The following is a 19,654-nucleotide window of genomic DNA, read 5'->3' as shown; positions in this document are numbered from 1 at the left end:
GCGCGTCACCATTCTAGGTCAGCGGGCCTTCAGGGGCCGTTCATCCGAGGAGCTTGTGCAACGTGCGGAGATTGCGATTGGTCGTCGTGCGCTTGTACACGGCCTTCGCGGTCGACTTCGCGAACGCGCTGTCGACGCCACGCTCGCGGCGGTTGTGCCAGTAGATGACGTCGGCGCCGGTCGCGATCACGTCGTCGTCCGGATCGAGCTCGCCGGCGGCATCCGCGAGCGCCTCGAGATGCGCGGCATCCGACCCGAACAGCACGTACGGATGCCACCCCTCGCGATGCTCGTCGAACGGGAAGGCCGCGACGACCTCCGCCAACTGGGCGCGGGTGAGCAGGACGATCCACGCCTCGTAGCCGAAGCGGTCGCCGAGCGCGGCCTCGATGCGCGCCTTGAGCTTCGCGGATGCCTCGCGGCCGCCGTGCTCGAACGCGACGTTGCCGCTCGCGAGGACCGTGCGCACCGAGGTGAAGCCCAGGGCCTCGAACAGCTCGCGGAGGTCGGCCGACCTCACCGTGATGCCGCCGACGTTCACGCCGCGCAGCAGGGCGATGTATTCCGTCACGCGATCGACGCTACCGCCGGCGCTGATCGTGCGTCGAGTTCGGGTGGAGTCGATGGGCGGTCGCGAGGGGCGCGAGCGATGCGATGTCGCCATCCTCGGGTCGAGGATCAATGCCCTGAGCGCATTGCCGGCTGGGCATCGATGCCACTCCGCCATGAATGTCGGCTCGCGGTGATTGCACTCCGCGGCTCGCGGCCCTCCGCACCAACCGACGGATCACGGGTTCGCGCGGGACCGCACCTTCCCGAGGAAGTACTCGTGGAACCGGTGCTCCCCCGTGATCTCGGGGTGGAAGCTGGTGCCGAGCAGGTTGCCCTGCTCGACGGCCACGACGCGCCCGTCCTCCAGGCTCGCCAACGCGGTCGCCGACGCGCCCACCGATTCGACCACCGGGCCGCGGATGAAGACCGCGTGCACCGGCTCATCGCCGAGCGCGGGAATCGCGAGGTCGGTCTCGAACGACTGGTTCTGCGAGCCGAAGGCGTTGCGCCGCACGACGACGTCGAGCCCGCCCAGCGACTCCTGGCCGGCGATGGCGTCGAGCACGGTGTCCGCGAGCATGATGAGGCCCGCGCAGGTGCCGTAGACGGGGAGCCCGCCGGCGATGGCCGCCCTCAGCGGCTCGGCGAGCCCGAACATCCGCGCGAGCTTGTCCATCACGCTCGACTCCCCTCCGGGGATCACGAGGCCGTCGATGCCGGCGAGCTCAGCGGGGCGGCGCACGAGCGAGACCTCGGCACCGAGCAGCGCGAGCACCTTCGCATGCTCCCGGAAGTCGCCCTGGAGGGCGAGCACGCCCACGCGGGGGCCGGCCGAGGGCCGGCCGCCCGCGTCGAGCGACTCGCTTCGAAGGTTCGTCGTCACCAGCCGCGCTCGGCGAGGCGGTGCGGTGCCGCGAGGTCGGCGACGTTGATGCCCACCATCGCTTCGCCGAGGCCGCGCGAGACCTGGGCGATCACGGACGGGTCGTCGTAGAACGTGGTCGCCTTCACGACCGCGGCCGCACGCGCCTCGGGGTTGCCCGACTTGAAGATGCCCGAGCCGACGAAGACGCCGTCGGCTCCGAGCTGCATCATCATCGCGGCATCCGCGGGGGTCGCGACGCCTCCGGCGACGAAGAGGACGACCGGGAGCTTGCCGGTCTCGGCGACCTCGAGCACGAGCTCGTAGGGGGCCTGGAGCTCCTTGGCGGCGACGTAGAGCTCGTCCTTCGTCATCGAGCGGAGCACGTTGATCTCGGAGGAGATCTTGCGGATGTGCTTCGTGGCCTCGGACACGTCGCCGGTGCCGGCCTCGCCCTTCGAGCGGATCATCGCCGCGCCCTCGTTGATTCGGCGGAGCGCCTCACCGAGGTTCGTCGCGCCGCACACGAACGGGGTGTTGAACGCCCACTTGTCGATGTGGTTGACGTAGTCGGCCGGCGAGAGCACCTCGGACTCGTCGATGTAGTCGACGTCGAGGGCCTGCAGCACCTGCGCCTCGACGAAGTGGCCGATGCGCGCCTTCGCCATGACGGGGATCGACACCTCGGCGATGATCGCGTCGATGAGGTCGGGGTCGCTCATGCGCGCGACGCCGCCCTGCGAGCGGATGTCGGCGGGCACGCGCTCGAGCGCCATGACGGCCACGGCGCCGGCGTCCTCGGCGATGCGCGCCTGCTCGGGGGTGACGACGTCCATGATGACGCCGCCCTTCAGCATCTCGGCGAGACCGCGCTTCACGCGGCTCGAACCCGTCTCGGATACGGTCACAGGGGGATCCTCTCGGACGTGCGCGAGCGGGGGTCGCGCATCGGAACAGACCAACAGAACTATTGTCCTAGGCCAAAAGATAGCATGGGCGAAGACCACCGGAAGGGGTGTGACGTGATCACCGACATCGAGGGCCGATCGGCCGCCGAGATCGCCGACAGCCTGCGCACGCTCATCGAGCGGGGAGCGCTCCGCCCCGGCGACGCGCTCCCCTCGGTCCGCGCCCTCGCCGAGCATCTCGGCGTGAACCGGAACACCGCGGTCTCCGCCTATCGGCAGCTGACGAACGCCGGCGCCGTGGTCACGCGCGGCCGTGGCGGCACGCTCGTGGCGGGCGCGGCCGCGGTCGCACAGGAGGGCTTCGCGGCGGGCACCGCCCTCCGCGACATCGGAACCGGCAATCCCGACCCGTCCCGGATCCCCGACCCCTCCAACGCACTGGCCCGCGTCGCCGGCAGGCCAGTGCTCTACGGCGAGCCCGTGATCGACCCCGACCTGGCCGCCTGGGCCGAGGCATGGATGGGCGGCGACCTGCCGGCCGGCTGCGATCCCCGCCTCACCGTCACGAGCGGGGCCGCCGACGCGATGGAGCGCCTGCTCGCCCAGGCACTGACCCGCGACGACGCCGTGGCGCTCGAGGACCCGTGCTTCCTCACGAGCATCCACACCGTCCGCATCGCGGGGTATCGCCCCGTGCCCGTGCCGGTCGACGAGGAGGGCATGACCGTCGCCGGCCTTCGGGCCGCCCTCGAGCAGGGCGTCCGTGCGGTCATCTGCACGCCGCGCGCGCAGAACCCGACCGGAGCGAGCCTCACCGCACGCCGCGCCGCCGACCTCCGCGCTGTGCTCAGGGAGCATCCGTACGTCCTGGTGATCGAGGACGATCACTACTCCCTGCTGTCGCGCCTCCCCTACCACTCGCTGATCGACCCCGATCACCGACGCTGGGCGCTCGTTCGCTCGGTGTCCAAGTTCCTCGGCCCCGACATGTGCCTCGCCGTGACCGCGTCCGACCCCGAGACGGCCCACCGCCTCGCCATGCGGCTCACGCCGGGCACCACGTGGGTGAGCCACCTCCTGCAGCGACTCGTGCACGCGCTCGCGACCGATCCCGACGTCTCCGCCCGCATCCGCGCCGCGGGCGAGCACTACGCGGCCCGCAACGAACGCTTCGCCGGCATGCTGACCGCCGGGGGCATCCCGACCCGGCCGGGCGACGGGCTCAACGTCTGGGTCCCGCTCGGTGCCCCCGCCCGCGCGGTGTCGGAGCAGCTCATGCGCCGGGGCTGGCTCGCCCGCCCCGGCGACGAGTTCGCGCTCGGCGAGCGTGCACCGTCCGAACGTCTCCGGCTCACCGTGCACGAGCTCGACGACGCCGACCTGCAGAAGCTCTCCGACGACCTCGTCGCCTCGGTCAGTGCCGTGCGCGCGAACGCCGAGCCGGCCAGGGCTGCGGGATGAGCCGCGACGTCCAAGGTGGGATGATCGATCGGTGAAGATTCTCTCGATCCAGTCGGCCGTGGCCTACGGGCACGTCGGCAACTCGGCGGCCGTGTTCCCCCTCCAGCGCATCGGGGTCGAGGTGCTGCCGGTCTACACCGTCAACTTCTCCAACCACACCGGCTACGGCGCCTGGCGCGGGCCGATGATCAGCCCCGACGACGTGCGCGAGGTCATCACGGGCATCGAGGAGCGCGGCGCGTTCCCCGGGATCGATGCCGTGCTGTCGGGCTACCAGGGCGGTGAGGGCATCGCCGACGTCATCCTCGACGCGGTGGCCCGGGTCAAGGCCGCCAACCCGGACGCGATCTACGCGTGCGATCCGGTCATGGGCAATGCGAAGTCCGGATGCTTCGTGGCCCCCGCGATTCCCGTCCTGCTCCGCGACCGCGTCGTGCCCGCAGCCGACCTGATCACGCCCAACCAGTTCGAGCTCGGCTTCCTCACCGACACGGAGCCCGACACGCTCGAGTCGACGCTCGCCTCGGTGGACCTCGTGCGCGCGACGGGTCCCTCCGCCGTGCTCGTGACGAGCGTGGAGCGGCCCGATCGTGAGGAGGGCACCATCGAGATGCTCGCGGTCGACGACGCCGGTGCCTGGATCGTGCAGACCCCGCTCCTGCCGATGAAGGCCAACGGATCGGGCGACGTGAGCGCCGCACTGTTCACGGCGCACTACCTGCGCACGCGCGACGCCGCCGACGCGCTCGCGCGCACCACGTCCAGCGTGTTCGACCTGCTCGAGCGCACGCACGAGTCGGGCGAGCGCGAGCTGCAGCTCGTCGAGTCGCAGGACGCGTACGCGAACCCGCGGATGCAGTTCACGGTGCGTCGGGTCCGCTGAGCCGCGGCATCCGCTCGTCCTTCGAGCGCCGGATGTCGCGCGCCGTCGTACACGCAACGGAACCGCCGGACAGCCGCTCCCCTGCCCGTCGACGACCGGGCGCGTGACTACGCGGCCGAATCGGGCCAGGCCCCGGCGACGGCCTCGCGGACGTCGCCGAGCAGTTGAGGCAGGGCCTTCGTCCTGGCGATGATCGGGAAGAAGTTCGCGTCGGAGGCCCATCGCGGCACGACGTGCTGGTGGAGGTGCTCGTCGACCCCCGCGCCCGCGACCGCGCCCTGGTTCATGCCGATGTTGAAGCCGTCGCACCGCGACACCTCGCGGAGCACGCGCATGCCGACCTGCGTCAGCTCGCCGATCTCGGCCACCTCCTCGGACGTCGCCTGGTCATAGGTCGCGATATGGCGGTACGGGCAGACCAGCAGGTGACCGGAGTTGTAGGGGAACAGGTTCAGCAGCACGTAGGCGGTGCGCCCGCGGTGCACGATGAGCCCGTCCGCATCCGACTTCCCGGGTGCCGCGCAGAACGGGCACGTGGCGCGCATCGCGTCGGCACCGGCGGTGATGTACGCCATGCGATGGGGCGTCCAGAGCCGCTGGAACCCATCGGGCACGCCGGGCAGGGTCGCCGCGTCGACGAGCCCGGGCACCGCATCGCTCGCGCCCGGACCCGACGACGGGTCGGTCACGCCAGGTCCTCGGCCGTGTTGACGAGCTTCCTCGTGGCGATCGCGCCGAGGATCAACTCGACGGCCTCGTCGATCGGAACCCCGTTGGTCTGGGTCCCGTCGCGGAACCGGAACGACACGGTCTCACCGGAGCGGTCCTGCTCTCCTGCGATGAGCTGCACGGGCACCTTCTGGGTGGTGTGCGTGCGGATCTTCTTCTGCATGCGCTCGTCGCTCGAGTCGAGTTCGGCCCGGACGCCGGACGCCCGCAGGCGGGCGATGACCGCGCCGAGGTACGGCGCGAACTCCTCGGCCACGGGGATGCCGACGACCTGGACGGGAGCCAGCCAGACCGGGAAGGCGCCGGCGTAGTGCTCGAGCAGGATCGCGAAGAATCGCTCGATCGATCCGAAGAGTGCACGGTGGATCATGATCGGCCGGTGCTTCTCGCCGTCGGGACCCATGTACTCGAGCTCGAACCGCTCGGGCAGGTTCGGATCGACCTGCACGGTGGAGAGCTGCCAGGTGCGGCCGATCGCATCGCGCGTCTTCAGGTCGATCTTCGGGCCGTAGAACGCCGCCTCGCCCGGGACCTCGGTGAGCTTGAGCCCGCTCGCCACCGCGACGTTGCGCAGTGCGTTCGTCGAGTACTCCCAGAACTCCTCGGACCCGATCCACTTCGACTTCTCGTCGTCTCGCATGGAGAGTTCGAGCTCGAAGTCCTCGAGGCCGAAGTCGCGCAGCATCGAGATGACGAACTCGAGCACGCGGGTCGCCTCCTCCTCGAGCTGCTCGGGGGTCACGAAGAGGTGCGAGTCGTCCTGCGTGAAGCCGCGCACTCGGGTGAGCCCGTGCAGTGCGCCCGAGAGCTCGTTGCGGTAGACCGTGCCGTTCTCGGCCAGCCGCATGGGCAGGTCCCGGTAGCTGCGCGCGCGCTCCTTGTAGATGAGGATGTGCATCGGGCAGTTCATGGGCTTCAGGTAGTAGTCCTGGCCCGCCTTGGTGATGTTGCCGTCGGCATCGCGCTCCTCGTCCATCACGATGGGCGGGAACATGCCCTCCCGATACGTGACGAGGTGGTTCGAGGTGAGGAACAGGTCCTCCTTCGAGATGTGCGGCGTGTAGACGTAGGTGTAGCCGCCCTCGATGTGTCGCCGACGGGCGTGCTGCTCCATCTCGCCGCGGATGACCCCGCCCTTCGGGTGCCACACCGAGAGGCCGGAGCCGATCTCGTCGGGGAATGAGAAGAGGTCGAGGTCCTTGCCGAGCTTGCGGTGGTCGCGCTTGGCGGCCTCCTCGAGTCGCTGCTGGTAGGCGCGGAGCTCGTCCTTCGTCGGCCACGCGGTGCCGTAGATGCGCTGCAGCTGCGGGTTCTTCTCGCTGCCGCGCCAGTAGGCGCCGGCCACGCGCTGGAGCGCCCAGCCGTTGCCGATCATGCGGGTGTTCGGCAGGTGCGGCCCCCGGCAGAGGTCCTTCCAGACGACGTCGCCCGACTTCGGGTCGACGTTGTCGTAGATCGTCAGTTCGCCGGCGCCCACCTCGACGGCCTCGTGGTCGTCGCCGGAGCCCTTGCCGTGTCCGGCGGCGCCCTTGAGCCCGATGAGCTCGAGCTTGTAGGGCTCGTTCGCGAGCTCGGCGCGCGCCTCGTCCTCGGTCACGACCCTGCGCATGAAGCGCTGGCCCTGACGGATGATGCGGGCCATCTCCTTGTCGAGCGCCTTGAGGTCATCGGTGCTGAACGCCTCGGCCACGTCGAAGTCGTAGTAGAACCCGTCGGTGATGGGCGGGCCGATGCCGAGCTTCGCCTCGGGGTTGACCGTCTGCACCGCCTGTGCGAGCACGTGGGCCGCGGAGTGCCGGAGGATCGACAGGCCGTCGGCCGAGTCGATCGTGACGGGCTCGACCACGTCGGTGTCGCTCACCGTCGTCGCGAGATCCTTGAGCTCGCCGTTGACGCGCATCGCGACAACGGAACGATCGGTGAAGAGCTCGAAACCGTCGGCCACTGTGAACCACTCCCTGCGAGTTGAGATGAACCCTTCAACTGTAGTGCGGTGGTGGGCACCGTCTTGGCGCCGCATCCGCCCTCCCGGACTCCCGCGGACGCTTGCGCCCGGACTTGCGCCAGGCGGGGAACCGAGGTGCACGGCTTGCACGTGCTTGCGCCAGGTTCTGCAAGAACTCGACATTCCCTCGACAGTTGCGCGGTGTGCCTTGTCAGCACGACGTGGCCGGACGTACATTCGCCTCAATCGCCGAGGCCTGGACCGTCGGCGCACGACGCACGCGAGAGGAACGAGTCGATGAAGACCCGTGACAAGATCCACGACGCCCGAGCGAGTCGAACGCGAGATCCCCGAACGTCCCCGCTCCGCCGAACCCGGGGCGTCCTCCTGGTCGCCGCCGTCGCGCTGAGCACGGCGGTGTCCGGCCCGCTGACCGCGTCGGCGGCCACGGGCACGACCGCCGTCTCGGGAGAGGTGCACACGCGCTCCGCCCCGGAACCGGTGGTGACGCGCGCGGCGCTCGACCCGGCGCTCGTCGCGGGCCGCGGCGCGGACACCGCCTTCCTCGAGCAGGAGGCCGAGAACGCCGTGCACACCGGTACGCGCATCGGGCCGGGCCGCGACGCGTACACGCTGCCGGCCGAGGCATCCGGACGCAGCGCCGTGCAACTGGCGCCCGGCCAGTACGTCGAGTTCACGCTCCCGGCCAGCACCAACGCGGTCACGGTCAGGTACAGCATCCCCGACGCACCCGACGGAGGCGGCATCCGAGCACCGCTCGAGGTGTCCGTGAACGGCGGCAGGGCGAGGACCATGCAACTGACCTCCGAGTACTCCTGGCTCTACAACCAGTACCCGTTCACGAACGACCCGAACGCCGGCCTGCTGCATCCGGACTGGTGGATCACCGAATGCGGTTGCGTGCCAGGCGAGGGCTACGAGGTCGCGACCCCGTTCCGCCCGATGCACTTCTACGATGAGCAGCGGATGCTGCTGCCGAAGACGTACCGGGCCGGCGACGTGATCCGCCTGACCGCCCCCGAGCGCACCACCGCGGCCCTGACGACGATCGACCTCATCGACACCGAGCGTGTCGGGCCGCCGCACGTTCGCCTGAAGGCCGCGAACGTCCTGCTGTTCGGAGCCGACCCCACGGGGCGGCGCGACGCGGCCCGAGCGTTCGAGCGCGCCATCGCCTTCGCGCAGAAGCGCGACCTCCCGGTCTACGTGCCGCCGGGGGTGTTCTCCGTCAGCCGTCACCTGATCGTGGACGACGTCACGATCGAGGGCGCCGGCAACTGGTACACCGTCATCCGCGGCCGGGAGGTGGCCCTGGACGAGCCGTCGCCCGATGGTTCGGTGCACACGGGCGTCGGCTTCTACGGAAAGGATGCCGCGAGCGGCGGGAGCACGAACGTGCACCTCTCGGGCTTCGCCATCGAGGGCGACGTGCGCGAGCGCATCGACACCGATCAGGTGAACGGCGTCGGCGGCGCCATGAGCGACTCGAGCATCCGCGGCCTGCACATCAGGCACACGAAGGTCGGCATGTGGTTCGACGGGCCGATGGACGGCCTCGTGGTCGAGGACAACATCATCGTCGACCAGGTCGCGGACGCGCTCAACTTCCACACCGGCGTCACGAACTCGACCGTGACCGGCAACTTCGTGCGCAACTCGGGTGACGACGGCCTCGCCATGTGGTCCGAGCACGAGGCGAACGCGAACAACACCTTCTCCCGCAACACCGTGCAGACGCCCACCCTCGCCAACGGCATCGCGATCTACGGCGGCACCGACAACACGGTGTCCGGCAACCTCATCGCCGATCCGATCCGCGAGGGCAGCGGCCTCCATGTCGGGTCCCGCTTCGGCGCCGAGCCGTTCACGGGCGGGCTGTCGATCACCGACAACACCACCGTGCGCGCCGGAACCTACGAGCTCAACTGGAACATCGGGCTGGGCGCCATCTGGCTCTACGCGCTCGATCGCTCCATCGACGCCGACATCCGCGTCGTCGGGAATCACTTCCTCGACAGCACCTACAACGCGATCATGCTCGTGGCCGACTGGCCGGTGAAGGACCTGTACTCGATCACGAACGTGCATTTCGCGGACCTCCGGATCGATGGGACCGGCACGTCGGTCGTCAGCGCCCGGGTCGCCGGCTTCGCGACCTTCGAGAACGTCGACGCCCGCAACGTCGGGGCCGTCGGGGTCAACAACTGCGGTGCGTTCAACTTCGGGCCGACCGGTTCGGAGTTCTCGCTCGTCGACCTGGGCGGCAATGACGGCGGCGGAGCCGGCGGCGCCTGGCTGGCCCCGTGGATGCTCCCGAACACGATCACGTGCGATGACCGGCCTCCGGTGGTGGCGCCACCTGCGCCCAGCCCGTGGTGACGGCGGTCCGGGTCGCCCGTTCCTGACGCGTCACGGCGCAGACGACGACGCTGCTCCGGTCGCGAGACCGGAGCAGCGTTATAACGCTTCTTCTCCTCCATGGCAATCGTCTATCGAGAAGTGCTGCCCCGGTGCTTCCCTTCGAGCAACGGGCCGTCGACCGGCGGACCCGTCCTCGAATGGCGGAGGAGGCGCGACATGGGTGAGCAGGTCGGAGACCGCACGGCGGCAGACACGAGGCCCGCGGAGTGGGCGGCCCGTCAGCACTGGACCAGCGACAGGTTCGCGGAACTCGAACCGCTGAGCGGCAGCCGGCGACGCATGGCGGAGGACGCGATCGTCCTGCGTCACCTGGACCTCGTCGACGGGCTGGTGCGGCGGCTCGCGAGCGGATACCGCGACCAGAGCGATCTCCGCCAGGTCGGCTGCATCGGCCTGCTCAACGCCGTGCGCCGGTTCGATCGCGATCGCGGCGACAACTTCATCTCGTTCGCCGTTCCGACCATCTCCGGCGAGATCAAGCGCTACCTGCGCGACAACGGATGGTTCATCCGTCCCCCGCGGCGGATGCAGGAGCTCCGCCTCGCCGTCTCCACGGCGACGGCCGAACTCGCCCAGACCTTGCACCGCGAGCCCACCGTCGCCGACCTCGCCGGATACCTCGAGGCAGCGCCCGAGACGGTCGCCGAGGCGGTCGGGACCCGGACCAGCCTGCACCCCGTGTCACTGGACGCCGGCCAGACCGACGACGACACGCCGCTCGGCGCCTCCATCGGCGTGGTCGACGAGCGGCTCGAGCGGGCGGACCTCCGCCTGTCGCTGCGGATCGCGCTGCAGTGCCTGACCGCGCGCGAACGCCGCGTGGTCTACCTGCGCTTCATCGAGGAGCGGACCCAGGTCGAGATCGCCGAGGAGATCGGGGTGACGCAGATGCAGGTCTCCCGCATCCTCGCGCAGATCCTGCGGCGCCTGCAGGAGCACCTGGACGACCTCGGTGACGCCGGCCGGGGAACCCGGACGGATGCCGCCGCCATCCCCCAGGCGGAACGGCGCAGCGCCTAGCCCGGCGGCGTCCGCGCCGGGCCGACGCCCAGGCGCGCGATCGCCGCGAGCACGTCGTCGACGCCCACGGCGAGCAGCGCCGGGTCGGGGTCGTCCACGAACACGTCACCGCGCCGCTTCGCCGCATCCGTGAGTACGATGTGCGGCCCCGTCTGCGGCGGTCCCCAGCTCTCCGGCGGGGCCGGCCCGAAGATGACGACGGACGGGATGCCGTAGGCCGAAGCGAGGTGCGCCGCGCCCGTGTCGACCGTGACGACGAGCTCGGCGGCCGCGATCACCGCGGCGAACCCGGCGAGGTCGACCCGACCCGCGAGCACCGCCTCGACCGGGGATCCGGCGAGCGCGGCGACCTCGAGGGCTCGATCGCGTTCCTCGTCACCGCCGGTGAAGACGACCCGGTGGCCGTTCGCGATGAGCGCGCGCGCCACGTCGGCGAATCGGTCGGCGGGCCATCGACGTGCTCCGTAGAACGCGCCGACATGCACGACCACCGCGCCGTGGATCACGGGCGCCCGGGGCGGCACCGCGATGGCGACCTCGTCGGCATCCGCGGGGACGCCGGCCGAGCGGACCAGTCGCGTCCACCGCTCCCGTTCGTGCATGCCATCGACCCATTCGGGACCGTCGGGTGCATCGGGCGCATGTGCGATGAGGCGCCGGGGTCGCACGGCATCGAGGAGGTCGCCGCTCTCCGGGCCCCGCCCGTGCAGGTTCACCGCGATGTCGATCGTTCCCGGTTCCACATCGAGCGGCCGCGACAGCCCCGGCGTGGGAAGCAACTCGTCGACACCGTCGACGAGGTCGACGATCGGGGCCAGCCAACCCGTGGTGGCGAGCACGATGCGGTGCTCGGGGAAGCCGCGCCGGAGTGCGGCCAGCGCCGGGACGGCGACGAGGAGGTCGCCGAGCTTCAGGGCGCGCAGGGCCAGCAGGACCGGTCGGGTGTCGTCGTTGGGCACTCCCCCACCATCGCAGATGAGGGCCGCGGGAAGAACTGCCGCGGCGAGGTTTACGACCCGGAGAAGTGGGTATCCGGCCTCGTATGAAGACCTGGCGTCCACGGACGGTGCTGTTCGATCGAGATGGCACCCTGATCCGCGATGTGCCGTACAACGGCGACCCCGACCTGGTCGAGGCCATGCCGACGGCTCATGCGGCGATCCAGTCCCTGCGGGAACGGGATGTCGCCGTCGGCGTGGTGACGAACCAGTCGGGCGTGGCGCGCGGGCTGCTCTCCCGGAGCGACGTCGACCGGGTGAACCGGCGCGTCGACGAACTCCTCGGACCGATGGACGTATGGGCCGTATGCGTGCACGGGCCCGACGACCACTGCGGATGTCGCAAGCCCGCCCCGGGGCTCATCGTCTCGGCGCTCGCCGCACTGGGGGTCCGTCCCGCCGACGCCGCGGTCATCGGGGACATCGGCTCGGATGTCGCGGCAGCCGCTGCGGCCGGGTGCCGCGCCGTACTCATTCCCACGCCCGCGACACGCCAGGCGGAGGTGCGCGATGCCCCCGCGCTCGCCGAGACCCTGCTGGATGCCGTGGACCTGCTCCACGCCTTGGAGCCGGTCCGGTGACGCGCCGGGTCCTGGTGGCACGCCTCGACAGCGTCGGGGATGTCCTGTTGTGCGGGCCCGCGATCCGGGCGGTCGCCGCCTCCGCGGAGGTGCACCTGCTGGCGGGTCCGGCCGGCGCACCGGCGGGGCGGCTGCTCCCCGGCGTGCGCTCCGTGCACGTGTGGGACTGTCCGTGGATCACCAATCCCCCGCGCCCGGCCGCGGACACGGCGGCGGCGACCGCGGAACTCATGGCGCTCCTCGACGCGGTACGGCCCTCGGAGGCCGTGATCCTCACCTCGTACCACCAGAGCCCGCTCCCGCTCGCCCTCCTGCTCCGGCAGCACGGGGTCGAGCGCATTGCCGGGGCATCCGTCGACTACCCCGGCAGCCTGCTGGATGTGCGGCTTCGGCCCGGGGAGGACTTCCCGGAGTCGCAGTCGGAGGCGACCCGGGCGCTCGCTATCGCCGCGGCGGCCGGCTTCGCACTCCCGCCGGGTGACACCGGACGCCTCGCGGTCCGGGCGGCCGCGCCCGTACCCGGGCTGGTCGGCGATTCCCCCTACGTCGTCGTGCACCCAGGCGCGACCGCACCCGCGCGGACCATGCCGGTCGCGCAGCTCGTCGCCGTCGTCGCCGCGCTCGTGGAGGCGGGCATCAGGGTCGTCGTGACCGGGTCCGCGTCGGAGTCCGGCTCGACCGCGAGGGTGGCCGGCCGCAGCGCGCTGGACCTCGGCGGCGCGACCGATCTCCCGTCCCTCGCGGCTGTGCTCGCGGGCGCGGACGCCGTCGTCGTCGGCAACACCGGGGCCGCACACCTGGCGGCCGCGGTCGGCACGCCGGTCGTGAGCCTGTTCTCCCCCGTCGTGGACGAGCGGTGCTGGCGCCCGTTCGGGGTGCCCACCATCCTGCTCGGCCGCACCGACACCGCCTGCGCGGCCTCGCGGGCGCGGGAGTGCCCGACACCGGGCCATCCGTGCCTCTCCGACATCGAGCCCCGCGAGGTCGTCGACGCCGTCCTCGCAGTCGGCAGGTTCCGGGGAGATCGCGTCCGGGCCTCGACGCCCGCCGACCTCGACGCGGGCCACCGACCGGAGGAGGCAGTCGCATGAGGATCCTCCTCTGGCACGTGCACGGCGGATGGACCGACGCGTTCGTCCGCGGCGACCACGACTACCTGTTCCCGACCGACGCGCAGCGCGGCCCTTGGGGACTCGGGCGGGGCGGACGCGACTGGCCCGCGACGGCGGTCGAGGTCGACCACGAGGACCTTCGCGATGCAGAGGTCGACCTCGTCCTCCTCCAGCGGCTCGAGGAGTTCGAGCTCGCCGAGCGCCTCCTCGGTCGCCGCCTCGGTCGGGACATGCCGGCCATCTTCCTCGAGCACAACACCCCGAAGCCGGATGCCGCCGCGACGCGGCATCCGCTCGCCGATCGCGACGAGATCACGCTCGTGCACGTCACCCACTTCAACGAGCTCATGTGGGACAACGGCCGAGCACCGACCGTCGTGATCGAGCACGGCATCCCCGACCCCGGTCACCGGTATACGGGCTCCATCGAGCGGATGGCGGTGGTGGTCAACGAGCCCGTCCGTCGGTGGCGCGTGACCGGCACCGACCTGCTCCCGAGGTTCGCGGGCGCCGGGGGCATCGACGCCTTCGGAATGGGGGTCGACGCGTTGCCGGAGGCGCTCGCCGCGCACGACGGGTCGATCCGCGCCGTGGGCGACCTGCGCCCCGACCTGCTCCGCGAGGCGCTGCCGCAGCGGCGGCTGTACCTGCATCTTCCGCGCTGGACCTCGCTCGGGCTCAGCCTCCTGGAGGCGATGCACCTCGGCATGCCGGTGGTCGCCCTGCAGGCCACCGAGGCGGCGCGAGCCGTTCCGCCGGGCGCAGGATTCCTCTCCACGAACGTGAACGAGCTGGTCGCCGCCGCGAGGCTCCTGCTGGAGGACCCGGATGCCGCGGTCAGCCTCGGAGCCGTCGCGAGGCAGGCCGCGATCGAGCGCTACGGCCTCGCACGATTCCTGCGGGACTGGGACACGCTGCTCGAGGACATCGAGGAGCACCACCGGCGCACCCGGCGCCGCGTCCCGACGGAGGCCGCCGTCGGAACGACCTACGGAAGGAGCAGCGATGCGGATCGCAATGGTCTCTGAGCATGCCAGCCCGCTGGCCGCCCTCGGCGGCGTCGACGCGGGCGGGCAGAACGTGCACGTCGCCGCGCTGTCGACGGGGCTCGCCCGCCGCGGACACGACGTGCGCGTCTACACGCGACGCGACGACCCGGACCTCCCCCAGCGCGTCGAGCTGGCGCCGGGCGTGGAGGTCGTGCACGTCGACGCCGGCCCGGCCGGGCACGTGCCGAAGGACGACATGCTGCCCTTCATGCCCGCCCTCGCGGCCGGCATGGCCGCCGACTGGCTGGAATGGGAGCCCGACGTCGTGCACAGCCACTTTTGGATGTCGGGCGTCGCCGCACTCGACGCCGCCGGACGACTCGCGGCGCCCCCGCCGCTCGTGCACACCTTCCACGCCCTCGGCGTGGTCAAGCGCCGGCACCAGGGCGCCGACGACACGAGCCCCGCGGAGCGCGAGTGGCTGGAGCCCGACGTCGGCCGGCGGGTCGCCGGGGTCGTGGCCACGTGCTCCGACGAGGCGTTCGAGCTCAAGAAGCTCGGCGTGCCGCCACGCAACATCAGCGTCATCCCCTGCGGCGTGGACCTCGACCACTTCTCGCCCGGAGGCGAGCGCGAGCAACGTCGCCGTCGTCATCGAGTCCTGAGCGTCGGCCGGCTGGTGCCGCGCAAGGGCGTGGGAACCGTCATCGAGGCGATCGCTGAGGTCGCCGCGGAGGGTTTCGACGTGGAACTCGTCGTGGTCGGCGGCGGCGCGGCCGGTCCGCGCGGAGCCGATCCCGAGGTCGACCGCCTCGAGCGCATCGCGGCCCTCGCCGGGGTCGCCGATCGCGTGGAGCTCCGCGGCCAGGTGCCCCAGTCCGACCTCCCCGACGTGTACCGCTCGGCCGACGTGGTCGTGTGCGCACCCTGGTACGAGCCGTTCGGGATCGTCCCGCTCGAGGCGATGGCGTGCGGGGTTCCCGTGGTCGCGTCATCCGTCGGCGGCCTGATCGACAGCGTGGTCGACGGCGGCACGGGACGCCACGTTCCCCCACGTGACGTGGCCGCGGTGGCGGCGGCGATCCGCGGACTCCTGCTGGACGACCAGTTGCGGCGGCAGCTCGGCGAGAACGGGCGGCGACGGATGACGCGCCGCTATGCGTGGAGCCGCATCGCGGCCGACACCGAGCGCACCTACCTCGCCACGATCGCCGAGGCGCGGGGAACGACGACCCAGTCCTCGCACGACCCAGGCGCGATCCGACGCACGAGGGGAGCGACCCGATGACCATGCACGCGACCCCGACGCGCTCGGTCACGCTCGAGTGGGCCGCACGGGCGGTCTCGGCCCACGTCGGAGGCGTCGGCGCGGTCCTCGCCGCGCTCGACGCCGAGGCGCCGCGATTGGCCGCCTGGGCCATCCATCTCGCGGCGCAGCTCGAGGCCGGCGGCCGCCTGCTCATCGCCGGCAACGGCGGCTCGGCTGCGGAGGCGCAACACCTGTCGGCCGAGTTCGTCGGGCGCTTCGGCCACGACCGGCGGCCCTATGCCGCGATCGCCTTGAACTGCGACTCGTCCGCCGTCACGGCGATCGGCAACGACTACGGGTTCGACGAGGTGTTCGCCAGGCAGGTCCGGGCCCACGCGCACCCGGGTGACATCGTGCTCCTGCTCTCCACGAGCGGCGCGAGCGCCAACCTCGTCACCGCAGCCCGGGCCGCGGCGGAGTGCGGTGCCACGAGCTGGGCCATCACCGGGCCCGCGCCGAACCCGCTCGCCTCGACGTGCGACGACGCCATCACCCTGCCCGGTTCGTCGCCGAACGTCCAGGAGGTCGAACTGGTCGCCGTGCATGCGCTCTGCGTCGCGTTCGACGCGCTGGTCGGCACCGAAGAGGACGTCGAGCGATGAACGTCGTCGTCGTCGGCGACTGCCTGCTCGATGTCGATCTCGGGGGCACGGCGGCGCGGCTCAGCCCGGATGCACCGGTGCCCGTCGTCGATGTGACCGAGTCCGTGCACCGGGCCGGCGGAGCGGGACTCGTCGCGACCATGCTGGCTCGCGACGGCGTCGACGTGACGCTCGTCACGGCGCTCGCCTCGGACGCGGGTGCCGCACGACTGCGGGACTGCCTCGCCGAGGTCCGCCTGCTCGATGCGAGCCTGCACGGGCCGACGCCCGTCAAGACCCGGCTTCGGGCCGAGGGGCATGCCATCGCGCGCCTGGACGAGGGCTGCGGCGCCCCCGCGCCGTTCGAGGTCACGAGCCGACAGCTCGTGGCCATCGCCGCCGCGGACGTCGTGATCGCCGCCGACTACGGACGCGGCCTGCTCGCCGACATCCGGATCCGACGCGCCCTCGCCCGACGGGCGCGGGTCGCACCCGTGGTGTGGGATCCCCACCCGCGCGGCACGGTGCCGGTGCCGGGCGTCGCGCTCGCGACGCCCAACCGCAGCGAGGCCGGGACGCTGTCCGGGCACCGCGTCGAGACCGTCGGCGACGCGATGGAGGTCGCGGAGACGCTGCGCGACCAGTGGCGCGCCCGCGCCGTCGGCATCACGCTCGGCGAGCGCGGAGCCGTCCTCGCCGCTCATTCGGCCCTGCCCGCGGTCCTTCCGGCGGAGCGGGTCGACGCAGCGGATCCGTGCGGAGCCGGAGATCGGCTCGCGGCATCCGCTGCCATCGCCCTCGCCGAGGGGCACGACACGCATGAGGCCCTGCGCCGGGGCGTCGCACATGCGAGCGCGTACCTGGGCGCCGGCGGTGTCGCGTCGCTGCGGAACGCACCTGCCCCGAGCCCCATCACGCGATCGGGGCACGACGCGTTCGGACTGGCCGCCGCGACGCGCGCCGCCGGCGGCTCCGTCGTCGCCACCGGCGGTTGCTTCGACCTGTTGCACGCGGGGCACGTGCGCACCCTGCAGGCGGCCCGCGCGCTCGGCGACTGCCTGGTGGTGTGCCTGAACTCCGACGACTCGGTGCGCCGGCTGAAGGGCCGCGACCGCCCGATCATCGCCGAGCGCGATCGCGTGGACCTGCTCCTCGCCCTCGAGTGCGTCGACGCGGTCGTGGTCTTCGACGAGGACACGCCGGTGGAGGTGCTCCGCAGGCTCGCGCCCGACCTCTGGGTGAAGGGCGGGGACTACTCGGAGATCGACCTCCCCGAGTCGGCGGTCCTCGCCGAGTCGGGCGGGCGGGCGGTCACCGTGCCCTATCACCCCGCGCGATCCACCTCGAGGCTCGCCGCCGCGCTGGCCGCCGTCGGCTGACCCCTCCGATCGGCCGGAAGGGCCCCCGCTTGGCTGACACGCACCCCACGCACCACCCCATCGAACGGATGCCGCGCCAGCGGCGAGGAAGGACCGGACATGACGAACGCCACGACCAGGGCCGTCGGCCGCATCATCATCACGGGCGGGGCCTCCGGGCTCGGAGCGGCGGTCGCAGATGCCGTCGCAGACGCCGGCGGCACGCCGATCGTGCTCGACCGGGCGGTGCCGGATGAACCGCGCCACGAGACCCATCAGGCGGATGTCGCGGACACCCGCGCCCTCGAACGGATGATCTCCGAACTGGCCGACCGCCACGGCGGCCTGGACGGGGTCGTGACCGCAGCCGGTATCGACCGGTGCGGCCGCCTGGACGACGTCGACGGGGTCGAGTGGGAACGCGTCATCCAGGTGAACCTGCTCGGCACGGCCGCCGCGGTGCGCGCGGCGCTGCCGCACCTGGAGGCGTCGCACGGCCGCGTCGTGACGGTCGCCTCCTCCCTCGCGCTGAAGGGCGTGTCGGACGCCACGGCGTATTGCGCCTCGAAGTTCGGCGTGCTCGGCTTCTCCCGCGCGCTCGCCGACGAGACGAAGGGGCGGCTCGGCGTCACGACGCTCATCCCCGGCGGCATGACGACCCACTTCTTCGACGATCGCGACGCGAAGTACCGCCCGGGGGCGGACGCGAAGCTCAACGATCCGGCGAACGTCGCCCAGGCCGTCGTCTTCGCGCTCAGCCAGCCCGACGGGTCCGAGATCCGTGAACTGGTCGTGTGCCACTCCGAGGAGAGCTCGTGGCCATGAGCTGAAGGGCATCCTCGAGCACGGATGCCGCATCCACTCCCGTGACGAGCGAGTCGTCGTGGGGGCAGCGCTCGGCGGTCCAGCCCACCTGCGTGACGTCGACGCCGCAGGTCGGACAGCTCACGACGAACGACATGTGCACGCGGTGGCGAGCGCGAGAGAACGGAGCGGCATTGACCACGTTGCCGAACCAGAAGATGCCGACCGTCGGAGCGCCCACGGCCTGCGCGAGGTGACGGGGTCCGCTGTCGTTCGCGACCACGACATCCGCCTCGGCGAGCAGCGCCGCCGTGTCGCCGAGCTCGAGCGCCCCGGCGAGCACGGTGATGTCGGCGGCGCTCGCGGGGCGCTCGGCCTCGATCCGCCGCGCGATCGCGGCGCACAGGTGCCGGTCGCCTTCGTCCCCGATGAGACGCACGGACGCGCCGGCGTCGAGGAGGCCGACCGCCACCTCGGCGAACCGCTCGCCCGGCCAGCGTCGGCGGGGGTCGCTGGCCCCGGGATGCAGCACCGCGAGCGGCCCCCCGTCCCTCGCGAGATGGCGACGGACGGCGAGTGCGTCGCGCCCGCCGACTTCGATGCGCGGTTCGAGGTGCACGGGTTCGGCGCCGGCGAGCGCGGCGATCTCGAGCCCGCGCAGCACCTCGTGCTGGTAGTACATGTACGGGATGCTGCGCTCCAGCGCTGCGGCATCCTCGGTGGCCGCGCCGATCGAGTGGCGCGGGTCCAGTGCGAGCAGGAACGGATTGGAGAACCGGCCGCCGCCGTGCAGCTGCACCCCGAGGTCGATCCTCCCCGCGCGTCGGACCCGCTCGCGGAAGTCCTCGACGCCGCCCTCGCCGCCTGCGCCTGCTGCGCGCTCGCGCACGCCTCGCGCGAAGGGAAGGACCTCGACGCGGGTCACGGGCGAGCGTCGTCCCGCCAGGAGGGCCGCATGCGCCGGGCTGCCGAGGAGCAGGACCTCGGCGTCCGGATACGTCCGCGAGAGGGCCTCGATCGCGGGCATCGCGAAGAGCAGGTCGCCCAGTCCGCCGCCCCTCAGCACGGCGATGCGACGCACGTGGTCGAACGGCAGATCGGTGCTCGTGAATCTCGACAC

Annotated in this window: 18 protein-coding genes; 11 read left to right on the top strand and 7 right to left on the bottom strand. The window is 71.8% G+C overall.

Annotated features, from left to right (window positions below; translation table 11 throughout):
• Nucleotides 1-40 precede the first annotated feature (40 nt).
• The 3 genes from GQQ95_RS10560 to pdxS all read right to left on the bottom strand — a co-directional run bounded on the left by GQQ95_RS10560 (nucleotide 41) and on the right by pdxS (nucleotide 2,322).
• Complete coding sequence (locus GQQ95_RS10560; protein ID WP_157427634.1) at nucleotides 41-571, bottom strand: DUF1697 domain-containing protein; 531 nt, start codon at nucleotides 569-571, stop codon at nucleotides 41-43.
• 216 nt (nucleotides 572-787) lie between these two features.
• The gene (pdxT, locus tag GQQ95_RS10555; RefSeq protein WP_157427633.1) at nucleotides 788-1,435 is read right to left on the bottom strand and encodes a pyridoxal 5'-phosphate synthase glutaminase subunit PdxT; all 648 of its coding nucleotides are present in this window, start codon (nucleotides 1,433-1,435) and stop codon (nucleotides 788-790) included.
• Nucleotides 1,432-2,322, bottom strand: a complete 891-nt coding sequence (gene pdxS, locus GQQ95_RS10550; RefSeq protein ID WP_157427632.1) for a pyridoxal 5'-phosphate synthase lyase subunit PdxS — start codon at nucleotides 2,320-2,322, stop codon at nucleotides 1,432-1,434. The genes pdxT and pdxS overlap by 4 nt, the downstream gene beginning before the upstream one ends.
• Before the next feature lie 114 nt (nucleotides 2,323-2,436).
• Between pdxS and GQQ95_RS10545 the strand changes: the two genes are divergently transcribed.
• Both GQQ95_RS10545 and pdxY read left to right on the top strand, forming a co-directional pair.
• Nucleotides 2,437-3,783, top strand: coding sequence for an aminotransferase class I/II-fold pyridoxal phosphate-dependent enzyme (locus tag GQQ95_RS10545; protein ID WP_425482570.1), 1,347 nt, complete (start codon nucleotides 2,437-2,439; stop codon nucleotides 3,781-3,783).
• Between the two features lie 31 nt (nucleotides 3,784-3,814).
• Complete coding sequence (gene pdxY / locus GQQ95_RS10540; RefSeq protein ID WP_157427630.1) at nucleotides 3,815-4,666, top strand: pyridoxal kinase PdxY; 852 nt, start codon at nucleotides 3,815-3,817, stop codon at nucleotides 4,664-4,666.
• Nucleotides 4,667-4,773: 107 nt separating this feature from the next.
• Here pdxY and GQQ95_RS10535 read toward each other — a convergent pair whose 3' ends face one another.
• Entirely contained in the window at nucleotides 4,774-5,355 is a 582-nt protein-coding gene (locus tag GQQ95_RS10535) for an HIT family protein (protein ID WP_246205397.1), read from the bottom strand.
• Complete coding sequence (gene thrS, locus GQQ95_RS10530; protein ID WP_246205411.1) at nucleotides 5,352-7,295, bottom strand: threonine--tRNA ligase; 1,944 nt, start codon at nucleotides 7,293-7,295, stop codon at nucleotides 5,352-5,354. The genes GQQ95_RS10535 and thrS overlap by 4 nt, the downstream gene beginning before the upstream one ends.
• 342 nt (nucleotides 7,296-7,637) lie before the next feature.
• Here thrS and GQQ95_RS10525 point away from each other — a divergent pair, with 342 nt between their 5' ends.
• Together GQQ95_RS10525 and GQQ95_RS10520 are read left to right on the top strand one after the other, a co-directional pair.
• A complete protein-coding gene (locus GQQ95_RS10525) occupies nucleotides 7,638-9,740 on the top strand; it encodes a glycosyl hydrolase family 28-related protein (protein ID WP_157427628.1) in 2,103 nt (700 codons plus the stop codon).
• A gap of 198 nt (nucleotides 9,741-9,938) precedes the next feature.
• Entirely contained in the window at nucleotides 9,939-10,802 is an 864-nt protein-coding gene (locus tag GQQ95_RS10520; RefSeq protein ID WP_157427627.1) for a sigma-70 family RNA polymerase sigma factor, read from the top strand.
• On the opposite strand, the gene GQQ95_RS10515 is transcribed toward GQQ95_RS10520, so the two are convergent.
• The gene (locus tag GQQ95_RS10515; protein WP_157427626.1) at nucleotides 10,799-11,761 is read right to left on the bottom strand and encodes a glycosyltransferase family 9 protein; all 963 of its coding nucleotides are present in this window, start codon (nucleotides 11,759-11,761) and stop codon (nucleotides 10,799-10,801) included. The genes GQQ95_RS10520 and GQQ95_RS10515 overlap by 4 nt on opposite strands.
• A gap of 83 nt (nucleotides 11,762-11,844) precedes the next feature.
• On the opposite strand from GQQ95_RS10515, the gene GQQ95_RS19655 reads away from it, so the two are divergent.
• From GQQ95_RS19655 to GQQ95_RS10480, 7 genes are all read left to right on the top strand, one after another.
• On the top strand, nucleotides 11,845-12,381 hold the full coding sequence (locus GQQ95_RS19655) for a D-glycero-alpha-D-manno-heptose-1,7-bisphosphate 7-phosphatase (RefSeq protein ID WP_157427625.1): 537 nt from the start codon (nucleotides 11,845-11,847) through the stop codon (nucleotides 12,379-12,381).
• Complete coding sequence (locus GQQ95_RS10505) at nucleotides 12,378-13,472, top strand: glycosyltransferase family 9 protein (RefSeq protein ID WP_246205395.1); 1,095 nt, start codon at nucleotides 12,378-12,380, stop codon at nucleotides 13,470-13,472. The genes GQQ95_RS19655 and GQQ95_RS10505 overlap by 4 nt, the downstream gene beginning before the upstream one ends.
• Nucleotides 13,469-14,521 carry a glycosyltransferase gene (locus GQQ95_RS10500; protein ID WP_157427623.1) on the top strand — a complete coding sequence of 351 codons (1,053 nt, stop codon included), beginning with the start codon at nucleotides 13,469-13,471 and terminating at the stop codon, nucleotides 14,519-14,521. The genes GQQ95_RS10505 and GQQ95_RS10500 overlap by 4 nt, the downstream gene beginning before the upstream one ends.
• Nucleotides 14,499-15,770, top strand: coding sequence for a glycosyltransferase (locus GQQ95_RS10495; protein ID WP_157427622.1), 1,272 nt, complete (start codon nucleotides 14,499-14,501; stop codon nucleotides 15,768-15,770). Before GQQ95_RS10500 ends, GQQ95_RS10495 begins: the two co-directional genes overlap by 23 nt.
• Nucleotides 15,767-16,393, top strand: coding sequence for a D-sedoheptulose-7-phosphate isomerase (locus GQQ95_RS10490; protein WP_157427621.1), 627 nt, complete (start codon nucleotides 15,767-15,769; stop codon nucleotides 16,391-16,393). The genes GQQ95_RS10495 and GQQ95_RS10490 overlap by 4 nt, the downstream gene beginning before the upstream one ends.
• Nucleotides 16,390-17,751, top strand: coding sequence for a PfkB family carbohydrate kinase (locus GQQ95_RS10485; protein WP_157427620.1), 1,362 nt, complete (start codon nucleotides 16,390-16,392; stop codon nucleotides 17,749-17,751). The genes GQQ95_RS10490 and GQQ95_RS10485 overlap by 4 nt, the downstream gene beginning before the upstream one ends.
• A gap of 99 nt (nucleotides 17,752-17,850) precedes the next feature.
• Nucleotides 17,851-18,555: an SDR family oxidoreductase gene (locus GQQ95_RS10480; RefSeq protein ID WP_157427619.1), complete on the top strand. Its 705-nt coding sequence runs from the start codon at nucleotides 17,851-17,853 to the stop codon at nucleotides 18,553-18,555.
• On the opposite strand, the gene GQQ95_RS10475 is transcribed toward GQQ95_RS10480, so the two are convergent.
• Nucleotides 18,485-19,654: a glycosyltransferase family 9 protein gene (locus GQQ95_RS10475; protein ID WP_246205393.1), complete on the bottom strand. Its 1,170-nt coding sequence runs from the start codon at nucleotides 19,652-19,654 to the stop codon at nucleotides 18,485-18,487. The two genes, GQQ95_RS10480 and GQQ95_RS10475, sit on opposite strands and share 71 nt — an antisense overlap.

Origin of the sequence: Agromyces salentinus (genome assembly GCF_009749395.1) — a bacterium.
GTDB lineage: Bacteria > Actinomycetota > Actinomycetes > Actinomycetales > Microbacteriaceae > Agromyces > Agromyces salentinus.
The sequence above is the reverse complement of the archived record's forward strand: the minus strand, read 5'-3'. Positions and strand labels throughout refer to the sequence as shown.